Source organism: Citrobacter sp. NCU1 (assembly GCF_010231475.1).
In the GTDB taxonomy this organism is placed as follows: domain Bacteria; phylum Pseudomonadota; class Gammaproteobacteria; order Enterobacterales; family Enterobacteriaceae; genus Citrobacter_D.
On the sequence record NZ_NRDO01000046.1, the window covers coordinates 99,057 to 111,908 of the forward strand.

Consider the following 12,852-nt stretch of genomic DNA (forward strand, 5'->3'; position numbering starts at 1 on the left):
ATACTATAAAGTAGTTCTTTCTGGATGTATCCAGAAAGAACTACTATTAGTTTTTCTTTTTAATAAAGATTGAAAATTAGAGTTTTTAAATAATCCTTTTGAGGCAAGTATGATCTTAACGTTCAAACCACATTGTAAATTGTGATTATAATAAAGCTAATAAGTCCCGCAGGCCAAAAGTAAGTTGATATACGTTATTTTTTATTTATGATATATTTTAATTTGCTGATACATAATAGCCATTTTTCCCATAACTTATCTCGATCGATCAAGTCAATTGCGTTTTTCTCAATCACTGCGAGACAATGGCGAGAAAGTTTTACGCTTTTTTTCATTTTATTTTTAATGATAGTTACATTTTGAGTCTTCAATTTATATTTAAGATAGTTCTTTTTTATGAGTTCTTCTTGCATCTGATTGTTATAAATCATTAATCGTAAGAATGGGTTCTCCATAGATGATATTTCTTTTAGAAAAAGTGCTTTTTCTTTTTTACTTCTTAATTTTTTCTTTGGTTTGACGCGAGCTTCAATTCTTAATAGATTTCTGTAATCCTTGTTAAGCTCCAAATACTCACTTTCTGTTTTAAAGGAATTAAAAAGATTCCTTTGCATGTATATTTTTTCATAACAAAGTATACTTATTTTTGACCTTGTACTTCCTAACCTTAATCCGGGCAATCCATTTTTGTGATGAAAGTATTGAGATGTACCTGAATTTTTTAATGACCATAAATAGTCTTTAAGTTTACAATCATAAATGTCCAATGCCACATCTATTTGTGTAATCCAAGATCTGCGTATGGTTTTAATAATGGCCTTTCCGAATTGTGATTTCATCAATTTTATAAATTCTTTAAATTCATTATCACTAACATGTTGTGGCCGAAAATCAAATCTTATACTTCCAGTGTTATTATTTACAGGAACATATGCGATGTGCAATATCAAACTTGGAATCTCTTCTCTACTAAATATGTTGATTGCTTTCTTATATGGATGACCTTCCTTTAGTTTTGTGTGAGTTATGGCGTATTTATCGTTTGGGAGTTTATTGCAGTTTTTGAGTGCAGAGTATATTTTAATTTTTTCATCCTCAGTAGAAAAACTACTTACAAGAGTGGCTTTGTCTATTCTTATCTTTAATTCATGATTGTGAAAACTCTTTCCTGCACTAATAGAAAGCCTTGTTTCAATGTTTTTCATGTTTAAAAGCATATAATTTTCCGTACAATGCCTTTCCATTTATAAATGGATCGTGAATTTGAGTGCACCTCTATACATAGGATTTTATATAGGTGGGATATAGGTGGTATATAGCGTGCTATTAGAGGGAACTAGATAAAGCTAAGAGAACTCTGTAAGGATTAGTTCATATTGCTTCTACTAACTGACGACTTGCTATCCATTCCAAAACCTCCTCTTCTCGCCATGCAACTGCGCGTGCTCCGGTTAGGCTAACTTGTCGAGGAAACGCACCTGCTTCGATTTGTCGATAGAGCGTTGCACGAGAAATTGCGCATAGTTCCAGGACCGTTTTCACCTTGATTAGACGTTGATTCGGCATTGTTTGAATCCACAATAAAGCGCATCGGATTGATACCTCTACGATTTACAGTTTTGCAGATTGAATGAGCGAAAAGCTTGTAACATGTTGAATTTAATGGTTTTTATTTATTTTCAATGGTATGTGTTTTCGAGTCATTTGAAAGTTTCGAAAGTTTCGAACGCCGAAAATTCTAGAATTTCTGGGTTTCAAAAAAAGTTCAGCGGCGGAAAATTTCAGGTTTTCTATGTGAAAAGTTTCGCGCCTACTGAGCGAAAAAGGTGAGTTTGGTAGATCTTGAGAGCAGCCTTTTTTTGCTGCTTTTAACGAATACTAAGATAAAAAAATGACTAGTATTACGACATTAGATTGGATTTTAAGGAGGGATTTTTAATCAATTAACTCGAAATGATATAGATATCATGCAATTAAAATAAGGAGCTTTCATGGCATAGACATATTTATGTCTAAAAAGCTTGTTGAAAGATAGCTTAATTATGTGTATTCATCTAGGAAAATGATTAATACCCTGCGTTGTTCATGTGTTAAACGAGGCCAAATTTGTTCAAATCTGTTCTTTAGATCTACATCTTTCACTGGAACAAATTCTGGTTGTTCGTTCTTATCAGAGGAGTTCTCATCAAAGCAATCAATGAAAAACCAACCAATTGGCGTATTCATTTTTATGGCAATATTTACAAGATGTGCGACATTAATTTTATTGGCTCCTCTTTCATAACGTGAAAGTTGTTGCTGGGAAATATCCGCATACTCGGCTAATTGCTGTGCAGTCATACCAAGTTCTTTTCTGCGCATCTGGATACGCTGACCAACCATCTTATCAGTGACTTCGGATGCAAGCTTCGCCATTTCCCCGCCTTGTTTCCAACGTATATGTCTATAAAAGACATTTTGCGGGTGTTTTACTCTTGCATGAACATCGATAATGGATTATAAATTAATTTTTACTCCTTTATGGATGATTTGGCTTCAAAAAAGTCCATTTTTCTAACTTTAAACCGTCATAAAATGACTTAACTTAAATTTGTTCTTACTTTATTAGACTAGCAAGTAATATTTTTTCCTAATACCAATCGCAAATGAGTGAAATATGAAAAATTCATCTATCGCTAAAATATTAAGTATCTCGTTGTTTTTTTCTTGTAATGTTGTTTATTCATCTCCGAATAATATCCATTTACAAGAAACAGTAAGCTCAACGTCAACTCAGCAAGATGGAGTGACAAACGAAGATGTATTAAAATATTTGTCTGAAAAATATAGTAATGAAATATCAAGTTTAGGACTTACAGAGGAGCAACTCAATTCTAATATTTATGTTCGTGCAAGTTTGAATGATAACTTTGTATTTTTCTCAAATCTGAAACAGTTTCTCTCTGTTTTTTTCGACCTTCCAAACCTTCAGTCAGTTAAACTTGTTAAGTATAATAATTATATAGGTTTCAAAGTAAAACTTGCTGGGCGTCCTGCAACAGGATTTGCACTCTATCAAGAGGATAATGAATATTTCTTGAAGGGTGTTATAAATGATAAAGGACTCATTGCTGCTGAGAATATCGAAGAAGAAGGCTTGGTATTTAACTCATATTATTCAGTTGCTTTTGTCGTATTTAATAAGAATGGTGTTAAATATTAACTTTATATATAGGTATAGATATGAAATATTTGACTACCCTACCATTGATGATTTTATGTTTTTCAGTTCAAGCGAGTGATTTTAAAAAAACAAATGGAATACTCTCTTTGTATCAGAGCGAAAACCACACCCATTTCGGTATTAATTCTTCATATGGAACTACATCGGGAGTATGCGAGATAGGAGGTGAATTAACACCTATTGACGCTCGTAAAGGGCAACGTAACCGTTGGATTTATAGTGACCAGTCAAGCATGTGTGTCGTGTTGATAAGTGAATTAGAAAATGGTGCCATGCAGGTTATTTCTAAGGATTGTGATCAACATTGTGGTGTAACATCTATAGGTTCTATAGACGGCACATATAATAAATGAATGATTACTTTAGCCTGATTGTTTTCAGGCTAAAGTAAATGTTAATAGTGTGCAATGTTACGCTATTTCTTTTCTTATTGGTTCAACGTTGTAATTATTACCTTTTTCCAATGTTGTAAGTAGCTCAGCCCATATAGTTAGAGCTTGCTTACGTTCTTCAAAATATTGATAGCGATTATATATACCTTCAACACCTTTGATTTTATGATTTAAACAGCGTTCTGCTATCACCGGATCTACCCCCAGTGCAGCTAAATGGGAGCGGGCAGTTCGCCGAAAATCATGTATTGTGAAATTTGGCACATCTGGCATATTTGACCTTATTTTAGCTAGCGCGACGGGCAAGGTACTTTCCTGAATATGAGGAATCATGCGGTGCTGCATTTTTCTTGCCGGGAGAACCCATTCACTGTTGCCGGACATGGTTTGTAATTCTTTAAACCAGCCAACAACGGGTGCCGCTAGTGGGATATCGATACCATCGCCATTTTTAACGCGCTCAGCTGGCAAATGCCAGACGCCTTCGTCCAGATCAATTTCTGACCACCTGGCACCACACAATTCCATCTTTCGACAGCAGAGGGCTAAAATGAGTTTCATTGTTAGTTCATTCTGACGAGAAAAACCTTTGGTTAAAGGCATTACCTGAAAGAGCTGTACCAGTTCATCCCGACTTAACCAGCGCTCGCGGCTTTGTTCTTGTCCTCCTGCATCAGATATATCAAATGCACTTGCTGGATTCGAAGCTAGCATGTGCCGCTTGATTCCATAATCAAAGATCCGTCGAGTCCACCTCAGGACGTCATTGGCAACGGTAGGGGCTCCTCGTAGAAGGATCTTTTGCAACATATCATCAATATGATATGGGCGAACGTCTTCTATTCGTAGATTGCCTAAATTAGGATTTATATCTTTTTCGATTCGTCGGCGCAGTATGTCGGGGTGCTTCCAGCGTTTAAGTATCTGGCGTTCAAAATATTCGCTGGCTAATTGGGAAACCCTCAGTGCGTGTTTTTCAGACTCGATTTTTTTGAGAGCATCAGCTTTGCGCTCTTGCTTCTCTCCGGCTACGTCATAACCCAATGCTACACGTGCTGAGAGCTCTTTGGCGGTCTCTCGCGCCCTTGCTAGTGAGAGTTCAGCATAGGAACCGATACCCATTACCCGCTGTTTTCCAGAGAAACGATAGCGAAAGCGCCAGAATGGAGCTGCATACTTCTTCGGAAAACAAAGATATAAGCCGTTACCATCCGACTTTGCTTCGAAGCGTTCGTCAGCTCTGATCCATGCCTTGATTTGTATGTCTGTCATTTTTGCCATGTATGACTCTTGCTTATGTGCTGTGTGTACATATTCATGATGCCATAAAAGTCATTATGTACATAGATAAGTACACGCTAAACATGCGCTGTAGTGATACACCATGAGACAAGGTGATAAAGAAAGAGCCCTTTAATACGGGCTCTTAGAGGAGGTTTTAACTTGGGTGAGACAAAGTGAGATCGTCTGAGATATTACTCAATGTTCTGAATTTGTTCGCGCATTTGCTCGATCAATACTTTCAGTTCAATGGCGGAATTAGTGACTTCTGCATTGATAGACTTAGACGCCAGCGTGTTCGACTCACGGTTGAATTCCTGCATCATGAAGTCCAGACGACGACCAACCGCCTCTTTTTTCTTCAGGATGTTGTAGGTTTCTTTCACGTGCGCTTCCAGACGATCCAGCTCTTCTGCGACGTCGATGCGTTGCGCCATCAGCACCAGTTCTTGTTCCAGGCGGTTATTTTCCAGTTGAACCTGTGCATCTTCCAGCTTGGCGACCAGGCGTTCGCGTTGCCATTGTAAGATCTCCGGCATGTGCGCGCGTACTTTGATGACTTCAGCGCTGACGCCTTCAAGACGTTGCTCAATCAGGGCTTTCAGGGCCTGGCCTTCAGTTTCGCGGGCGATGATGAAGTCGTCCAGCGTACCGTCAAGGGCGTTCAGGATTTCAGCCGCAATGGCGTCCAGATCTTGCTCCTGAGCGGCCATGACTCCCGGCCAGCGCAGAATATCAACCGGATTGATTTCCCCTTCATCACTCTGCATTTTGACCCAGTTAGCGGCGGTGACGAGTTGTTTTGCGAGCTTCTCATTCAGAATGAGTTCACCTTGTGCGCTGGCATCGGGTTCAAAACGCAGCGTACATTCGACTTTACCGCGCGTCAGACGTGTGCGAATGCGTTCGCGAACAACAGGCTCGAGACTACGGAACTGTTCCGGCAGACGAAAATAAGTTTCCAGATAACGCTGGTTTACCGAGCGCATTTCCCAGGTAGCGCTACCCCATTCACCCTTGATTTCACGCCGGGCGTAGGCGGTCATACTGCGGATCATAGACGTTCCTGTTTTTAAAGGAGAGATGGGGGGATTATAGCTATGCATGCCCTATCAGGATAGGAATAACAGACGGAAGTCCGTATAATGCGCAGCCACATTCGTTTCAAGCCGGAGATCTCAATATGCGTCCAGCAGGCCGTAGCGCTAATCAGGTGCGTCCCGTAACCCTGACCCGTAATTATACAAAACATGCTGAAGGCTCGGTGCTGGTCGAATTTGGAGATACCAAAGTGCTGTGTACTGCCTCTATTGAAGAAGGCGTACCGCGTTTTCTGAAAGGGCAAGGGCAGGGTTGGATTACTGCTGAATACGGTATGCTGCCACGCGCTACGCATACTCGTAATGCGCGTGAAGCGGCGAAAGGCAAGCAGGGCGGCCGTACCATGGAAATTCAGCGTCTGATCGCGCGTGCACTGCGTGCCGCGGTTGATCTCAAGACGCTGGGTGAATTTACTATCACGCTGGACTGCGACGTTATTCAGGCTGACGGTGGTACCCGTACGGCGTCTATCACCGGTGCTTGTGTTGCTTTGGCCGATGCGCTGAAAAAGCTGGTCGAGAACGGTAAGTTGAAAACCAACCCGATGAAAGGAATGGTTGCTGCGGTATCCGTTGGTATCGTAAATGGCGAAGCGCTGTGTGATTTAGAGTATGTTGAAGACTCTGCTGCAGAAACGGATATGAATGTGGTGATGACTGAGGATGGCCGCATCATTGAAGTTCAGGGCACGGCAGAAGGCGAACCGTTCAGCCACGAAGAACTTCTCTCCTTGCTGGCGCTAGCCCGAGGGGGAATCGAATCTATTGTAGCGACGCAGAAGGCGGCGTTAGAAAATTGATTTTTAAGGCGACTGAGAAGTCGCCTTTTTTTTGTCTGAAATAAAGTGAGATGAGGAACGAATTCATGAAACCGTATCAGCGCCAGTTTATTGAGTTTGCGCTTAACAAGCAGGTACTAAAGTTTGGCGAATTTACGCTGAAATCCGGGCGCAAGAGCCCCTATTTCTTCAATGCCGGACTGTTTAATACCGGGCGCGACCTGGCTCTGTTAGGTCGTTTCTATGCTGAAGCGCTGGTGGATTCCGGCATTGATTTCGATCTGTTGTTCGGTCCCGCATACAAAGGGATTCCGATTGCCACCACAACGGCCGTTGCGCTGGCGGAACATCACGACAAAGACCTTCCATACTGCTTTAACCGTAAAGAAGCCAAAGACCATGGCGAAGGTGGCAATCTGGTGGGGAGTGCGCTTCAGGGACGTGTGATGCTGGTAGACGACGTGATTACTGCCGGTACCGCTATCCGCGAATCGATGGAGATTATTCAGGCGAATGGGGCAACACTTGCGGGGGTGCTGATTTCATTGGATCGCCAGGAACGCGGACGCGGAGAGATTTCAGCGATTCAGGAAGTGGAGCGTGACTATCGCTGTCAGGTTATCTCTATTATTACGCTGAAAGACCTGATTGAGTACCTGGGAGAGAAACCAGAGATGGCTGAGCATCTGGCTTCTGTTCGTGCGTACCAGGAAGAATTTGGGGTGTAATTTCACCTGAAATGCCCGGTAGCATTTCGCTTACCGGGCAATAAAATTTACTGTAACTGTGCGGCAACCAGCGGCCAGCGTGCGTCGAAATCGTCCGTCGGTCGGTATTTGAATTCGCTGCGAACAAAACGCGACAGCATGCCTTCACAGAACGCCAGAATCTGGCTCGCCAGCAGCGTTTCTTCCGTGGCGTAACCTTCGCCTTCACGCATTCTCTTTTCCCGCAAAACCTGACGCAACTGCGCTTCGATACGTTCGAAGAGCTGGTTGATTCGCCCTTGCAAGCGGTCTTGCTCAAACATTAACGCATGCCCGGTGAGAATACGCGTCAGACCGGGATTGCGTTCGCCAAATCCCAAAATCAGCAACACAATCAAACGCAAGCGTGTGCCAGTGTCTTTCTCATCTTTCAAAATTAAATTGATACGGGTAATCAGACTATCTTCGATAAACTCGATCAGGCTATCGAACATGCGCGTCTTGCTGGGAAAATGGCGATATAGTGCGGCTTCAGAAACGCCGACGGAAGCAGCCAGTTTTGCCGTTGTGATACGCTGGCTCCCATCGCTGGATTCCAGCATCAGCGCCAGAGACTGAAGTATTTCTTCGCGACGATTCCGTTTCGCAGTTTGTTTTTCTGCCATGTTACAAAATACCCCTGAAAATAAGCACTTGCCAGGCTGGCACCCACACTACGACCGCAAACTCAGGGTTTGCGGTGATGTTATGACGTTATTGCGTAGTGGGATACGTGACGTATTACTTACGTCCTGAATGGCCGAAGCCGCCTTCACCACGATCGGTGGTATCAAAATCTTCCACCAGATTAAATTCGGCCTGCACAACAGGAACAAAAACCATCTGTGCGATACGCTCGCCAGGTTCAATGGTGAAGCTGTCCTGACCACGGTTCCAGACAGAAACCATCAACTGGCCCTGGTAATCTGAGTCGATCAAACCGACCAGGTTGCCCAGCACGATACCATGTTTGTGACCCAGGCCGGAGCGCGGCAGAATAACGGCTGCCAGAGAGGAATCGGCGATATGAATAGCCAATCCTGTCGGCAGTAACGTCGTCGCGCCGGGCGCCAGTTCGACGGCGGCGTCGAGACAGGCTCGCAGGTCAAGTCCGGCGGAACCGGAGGTGGCATATGTCGGAAGCGGGAACTGCTGTCCAACGCGCGGGTCCAGAATCTTAACGTCGATTTTTTTCATCATAACGGGTCACGATCTCGTCGAGTAATAATTGGCCGAGGAGTTCTTTACGCTCAAGCGGTAAGACTTTATCTCCATCCTGCCAGAAAAGGTGCAAAGCGTTGCTGTCGCTATTAAAGCCTTGAGTTGTAATCGAAACATCATTCGCACAGATCATATCAAGGTTTTTGCGGATACGTTTTTGCCGGGCATATTCTTCCACATTATTCGTTTCGGCGGCAAACCCAACGACAAAGGGGCGATTAGCATCAAGTGCGGCGACCCCGGCGACAATATCAGGGTTTTTGACCATTTTTATTGTTAATTCATCACCCTGAGTGGCTTGTTTCTTGATTTTTTCATTCGCGACAGAGGCAGCCCGATAGTCAGCCACTGCGGCACAACCGATAAAAATATGCTGCTGTTGCACTGCTGCCTGGACAGCCGCTTCCATTTCCAGCGCAGTCATCACATCAACACGCTGAACAAAAGGAGGCGTCGGCAGTGAAACCGGCCCGGAAACCAGCGTCACGTTAGCACCGCGCCGTGCGGCTGCGGCGGCAATCGCGAATCCCATTTTACCGGAGCTATGGTTAGAGATATAGCGCACCGGGTCGAGCGGTTCGCGCGTTGGACCCGCCGTAATCATGATGTTGAGGTGTTGCAAATCGTTGACAGGCGAAAAATGTGCTGCGGCCATCTCCACAATCGTTAATGGGTCGAGCATTCGGCCTGGCCCCACGTCTCCGCAAGCCTGGCTTCCGCTGTCCGGGCCCCAAATCAGCAAACCACGGGAGGCGAGAATGCTCAAATTATGCTGTGTTGCTGTGGCGCGGTACATTTGCTGGTTCATCGCCGGGAGCACGGCAACAGGTGACGGTGTGGCCAGACAAATCGTCGAAACCAGATCATTCGCCATACCGGCAGCGATGCGGGCAATCAGGTCGGCCGTCGCTGGCGCGAGGATAACCAGATCGGCCCATTTCCCCAGCTCAATATGACCCATTGCCGCTTCGGCTGCGGGATCCAGCAGGCTGTCGGAAACGGGATAACCCGAAACCGCCTGTAAACTCAGAGGGGTAATAAAGGCTTTTGCCGCTTCAGTCATTGCTACGCGGACATCGGCGCCGCGTTCGCGCAAACGACGTACCAGTTCCGGGGTTTTATAGGCCGCAATGCCGCCGCTGACACCGAGAACGATTTTTTTACCGGCCAGGCTCATCATGATCTTTCCTGTTGGGTGTTGGGTTTCACCAGAAGGCGGATATTTTATCACAATCCGTAGTGCGTCGTGTTTTTGCCCGCTATTCACTTTGCGAAGCAGTACGCAGGAGTGATAACAGGGCGTCGAATCCCCTGAGAGGCTGTGCCAACATATGGCGTGACTAAGGGGAGAGGGCGTATGGATACCGCAGAAAGTTTGATGCCTCGGGAAAAAATGCTGCAGTCAGGAATTGGTTCCCTCAGCGATGTGGAGCTTCTGGCCCTCTTTTTGCGCACGGGAACGCCGGGAAAAGATGTGATGACACTGGCGGGAGAGATGCTCTGCCATTTCGGTTCTCTCTACGGCCTGCTGACGGCTGATTTTATACAGTTCCGCTCCATTTCTGGGGTAGGTATTGCTAAATATGCGCAGTTAAAAGGGATTGCAGAACTGGCCCGGCGTTACTACAACGTGCGGATGATGGAGGAAAACTCGCTGCTGAGTCCGCAAATGACACGGGAGTTTTTGCAAAGTCAGCTCATGGAAGAGGAACGGGAGATCTTTCTGGTGATCTTTCTTGATGCCCAGCATCGTGTCATTACCCACAGCCGTCTGTTTGCCGGAACGCTCAGCCATGTTGAGGTGCATCCGCGTGAAATCATCCGCGAGGCGATAAAATTAAATGCGTCGGCGGTGATCCTTGCACATAATCACCCTTCGGGGTGTGCAGAGCCGAGTAAAGCGGATAAACTCATCACCGAGCGTGTGGTAAAATGCTGCCAGATCATGGATATCAGAGTGCTTGATCACCTCGTGATTGGGCGCGGAGAGTACGTTTCTTTTGCCGAACGTGGCTGGATTTAGCGCACTTTGCGCGATCCAGTGGGATCTTTGTCTGTTCGGGACTTGAGCACATCGCTTACACAGCGTATACTACGCCACCTTTGAGAATCTCGGGTTTGGCATTTGGGCCTGGCAATCGAGAGTTCGCTTAGAACTGCGATAACCGGGCTGAGAAGCCTGACGAGGCGCCAATACCCCATACGAAGCTCGAGCTAATTTGATTTTTGGAGAATAGACATGTCCCGAGTCTGCCAAGTTACTGGCAAGCGTCCGGTGACCGGTAACAACCGTTCCCACGCACTGAACGCGACTAAACGCCGTTTCCTGCCTAACCTGCACTCTCACCGTTTCTGGGTTGAGAGCGAGAAGCGTTTTGTCACCCTGCGTGTATCTGCTAAAGGTATGCGTGTAATTGATAAGAAAGGCATCGAAACAGTTCTGTCTGAACTGCGTGCCCGTGGCGAAAAGTACTAAGTACTAAGAGGAAATAAATCATGGCTAAAGGTATTCGTGAGAAAATCAAGCTGGTTTCTTCTGCTGGTACTGGTCACTTCTATACCACAACGAAGAACAAACGTACTAAGCCGGAAAAACTGGAACTGAAAAAGTTCGATCCAGTTGTTCGTCAGCACGTTTTATACAAAGAAGCGAAAATCAAATAATTTTCGTTTTGATGTAAAGAAAAACCCTGCCTCGGCGGGGTTTTTTGTTTTCTGGCTGTCCCCATAATAAAAACATCTGAAACCGTGCCGGAGACGCTATGCCTGAATTACCTGAAGTAGAAACCAGTCGCCGTGGGATCGAACCCCATCTGGTCGGGGCAACTATTTTGCACGCCATTGTGCGCAATGGGCGTTTACGATGGCCTGTGTCAGAAGAAATCTACCGCCTGAGTGATAAACCCGTACTGAGCGTGCAACGGCGTGCCAAATATCTGCTGCTGGAGTTACCGGATGGCTGGATTATCATTCATTTGGGAATGTCAGGCAGCTTACGGATCCTCCCTGAAGAATTCCCCGCAGAAAAGCACGACCATGTTGATTTGGTGATGAGCAACGGAAAAATTCTCCGCTACACTGATCCGCGCCGCTTTGGCGCCTGGCTTTGGACGAAAGAGCTGGAAGGGCATAATGTCCTGGCACATCTTGGCCCGGAGCCGCTGAGCGACGATTTTAACGGTGAGTATCTGCAACAGAAGTGTGCAAAGAAGAAAACGGCCATAAAGCCATGGTTGATGGACAACAGGTTGGTGGTGGGTGTCGGTAATATCTACGCCAGCGAGTCGCTGTTTGCGGCAGGCATCCATCCTGACCGTCTGGCGTCGTCATTGTCACAGGATGAGTATGCGCAGCTTGCAGGCGTGATTAAGGCGGTTTTACAGCGTTCTATCGAACAGGGTGGGACAACGTTGAAGGATTTCCTGCAAAGCGACGGTAAACCAGGATATTTTGCGCAGGAATTGCAGGTATACGGGCGTAAAGGTGAACCTTGTCGGGTCTGCGGCACACCGATTATCGCCACCAAACACGCTCAGCGAGCGACGTTTTATTGTCGACAGTGTCAGAAATGAATGAAGGGGCGAGCGGCTTCTGGCCGGATTAGCGCTACCGCCATCCGGCATCGTCGTTACTTCAGCTTATCCATCAGCGCCTGATGAACGTTGTCTGGCAGGAAATGGGTAACATCGCCCTGATGACGCGCTACCTCTTTGACCAACGAAGAAGAGATAAATGACCACTCTTTGGAGGGCATCAGGAAGACGCTTTCCAGTTCTGGCATCAGATGGCGATTCATGTGCGCCAACTGCATTTCATACTCAAAATCTGCGACCGCACGCAGGCCACGAATCAGAATGCTCGCCTGTTGCTCACGAGCGAAGTTCGCCATTAAGTCGCTAAACCCCATCACTTCGATGTTACTGAGATGTGCCGTTGCCTGTTGCGCCAGCGCTACACGTTCTTCAAGCGTGAACATCGGTTTTTTACTGGGGCTGGCAGCAATGGCCAAAATCACGTGATCAAACATCTGTGTCGCACGTGTCACGATATCGATATGACCGTTAGTAATCGGATCGAAGGTACCCGGATAAATGGCCCGTTTTGGCATGA

17 protein-coding genes are annotated in these 12,852 nt (G+C 45.6%); 8 read left to right on the forward strand and 9 right to left on the reverse strand.

The window, feature by feature from the left end:
* Positions 1-194: 194 nt before the first annotated feature.
* The 3 genes from CJP72_RS16150 to CJP72_RS16160 all read right to left on the reverse strand — a co-directional run bounded on the left by CJP72_RS16150 (position 195) and on the right by CJP72_RS16160 (position 2,415).
* On the reverse strand, positions 195-1,217 hold the full coding sequence (locus CJP72_RS16150; protein WP_162382371.1) for a hypothetical protein: 1,023 nt from the start codon (positions 1,215-1,217) through the stop codon (positions 195-197).
* A 154-nt stretch (positions 1,218-1,371) separates the two neighbouring features.
* Positions 1,372-1,566, reverse strand: coding sequence for a helix-turn-helix transcriptional regulator (locus CJP72_RS16155; RefSeq protein WP_072185420.1), 195 nt, complete (start codon positions 1,564-1,566; stop codon positions 1,372-1,374).
* Positions 1,567-2,040: 474 nt separating this feature from the next.
* A complete protein-coding gene (locus CJP72_RS16160; RefSeq protein ID WP_054177222.1) occupies positions 2,041-2,415 on the reverse strand; it encodes a helix-turn-helix domain-containing protein in 375 nt (124 codons plus the stop codon).
* A 241-nt stretch (positions 2,416-2,656) separates the two neighbouring features.
* On the opposite strand from CJP72_RS16160, the gene CJP72_RS16165 reads away from it, so the two are divergent.
* Both CJP72_RS16165 and CJP72_RS16170 read left to right on the forward strand, forming a co-directional pair.
* On the forward strand, positions 2,657-3,202 hold the full coding sequence (locus tag CJP72_RS16165) for a hypothetical protein (RefSeq protein WP_162382372.1): 546 nt from the start codon (positions 2,657-2,659) through the stop codon (positions 3,200-3,202).
* Between the two features lie 20 nt (positions 3,203-3,222).
* A complete protein-coding gene (locus tag CJP72_RS16170; RefSeq protein WP_072185419.1) occupies positions 3,223-3,576 on the forward strand; it encodes a hypothetical protein in 354 nt (117 codons plus the stop codon).
* Positions 3,577-3,633: 57 nt separating this feature from the next.
* Here the strand turns inward: CJP72_RS16170 and CJP72_RS16175 are convergent, their stop codons facing one another.
* Positions 3,634-4,896 (reverse strand): tyrosine-type recombinase/integrase, encoded by a 1,263-nt coding sequence (locus tag CJP72_RS16175; RefSeq protein WP_162382373.1) that lies wholly within the window; start codon positions 4,894-4,896, stop codon positions 3,634-3,636.
* A 194-nt stretch (positions 4,897-5,090) separates the two neighbouring features.
* On the reverse strand, positions 5,091-5,954 hold the full coding sequence (locus CJP72_RS16180) for a YicC/YloC family endoribonuclease (RefSeq protein ID WP_162382374.1): 864 nt from the start codon (positions 5,952-5,954) through the stop codon (positions 5,091-5,093).
* Positions 5,955-6,079: 125 nt separating this feature from the next.
* On the opposite strand from CJP72_RS16180, the gene rph reads away from it, so the two are divergent.
* Both rph and pyrE read left to right on the forward strand, forming a co-directional pair.
* Positions 6,080-6,796 carry a ribonuclease PH gene (rph, locus tag CJP72_RS16185; RefSeq protein ID WP_162382375.1) on the forward strand — a complete coding sequence of 239 codons (717 nt, stop codon included), beginning with the start codon at positions 6,080-6,082 and terminating at the stop codon, positions 6,794-6,796.
* Between the two features lie 65 nt (positions 6,797-6,861).
* A complete protein-coding gene (gene pyrE / locus CJP72_RS16190; RefSeq protein WP_162382376.1) occupies positions 6,862-7,503 on the forward strand; it encodes an orotate phosphoribosyltransferase in 642 nt (213 codons plus the stop codon).
* Between the two features lie 47 nt (positions 7,504-7,550).
* Here pyrE and slmA read toward each other — a convergent pair whose 3' ends face one another.
* From slmA to coaBC, 3 genes are all read right to left on the reverse strand, one after another.
* A complete protein-coding gene (gene slmA / locus CJP72_RS16195) occupies positions 7,551-8,147 on the reverse strand; it encodes a nucleoid occlusion factor SlmA (RefSeq protein WP_162382377.1) in 597 nt (198 codons plus the stop codon).
* A 115-nt stretch (positions 8,148-8,262) separates the two neighbouring features.
* On the reverse strand, positions 8,263-8,721 hold the full coding sequence (gene dut / locus CJP72_RS16200; protein ID WP_162382378.1) for a dUTP diphosphatase: 459 nt from the start codon (positions 8,719-8,721) through the stop codon (positions 8,263-8,265).
* The gene (gene coaBC / locus CJP72_RS16205) at positions 8,699-9,919 is read right to left on the reverse strand and encodes a bifunctional phosphopantothenoylcysteine decarboxylase/phosphopantothenate--cysteine ligase CoaBC (protein WP_162382442.1); all 1,221 of its coding nucleotides are present in this window, start codon (positions 9,917-9,919) and stop codon (positions 8,699-8,701) included. The genes dut and coaBC overlap by 23 nt, the downstream gene beginning before the upstream one ends.
* A gap of 180 nt (positions 9,920-10,099) precedes the next feature.
* Between coaBC and radC the strand changes: the two genes are divergently transcribed.
* From radC to mutM, 4 genes are all read left to right on the forward strand, one after another.
* Positions 10,100-10,765, forward strand: coding sequence for a RadC family protein (radC, locus tag CJP72_RS16210; RefSeq protein WP_162382379.1), 666 nt, complete (start codon positions 10,100-10,102; stop codon positions 10,763-10,765).
* Positions 10,766-10,981: 216 nt separating this feature from the next.
* Positions 10,982-11,218 (forward strand): 50S ribosomal protein L28, encoded by a 237-nt coding sequence (gene rpmB / locus CJP72_RS16215; RefSeq protein WP_003024071.1) that lies wholly within the window; start codon positions 10,982-10,984, stop codon positions 11,216-11,218.
* 20 nt (positions 11,219-11,238) lie between these two features.
* Complete coding sequence (gene rpmG, locus CJP72_RS16220) at positions 11,239-11,406, forward strand: 50S ribosomal protein L33 (RefSeq protein ID WP_003024094.1); 168 nt, start codon at positions 11,239-11,241, stop codon at positions 11,404-11,406.
* A gap of 98 nt (positions 11,407-11,504) precedes the next feature.
* Complete coding sequence (gene mutM, locus CJP72_RS16225; protein ID WP_162382380.1) at positions 11,505-12,314, forward strand: bifunctional DNA-formamidopyrimidine glycosylase/DNA-(apurinic or apyrimidinic site) lyase; 810 nt, start codon at positions 11,505-11,507, stop codon at positions 12,312-12,314.
* Between the two features lie 56 nt (positions 12,315-12,370).
* Here the strand turns inward: mutM and coaD are convergent, their stop codons facing one another.
* Positions 12,371-12,850 carry a pantetheine-phosphate adenylyltransferase gene (coaD, locus tag CJP72_RS16230; protein ID WP_162382381.1) on the reverse strand — a complete coding sequence of 160 codons (480 nt, stop codon included), beginning with the start codon at positions 12,848-12,850 and terminating at the stop codon, positions 12,371-12,373.
* Positions 12,851-12,852: the final 2 nt, after the last annotated feature.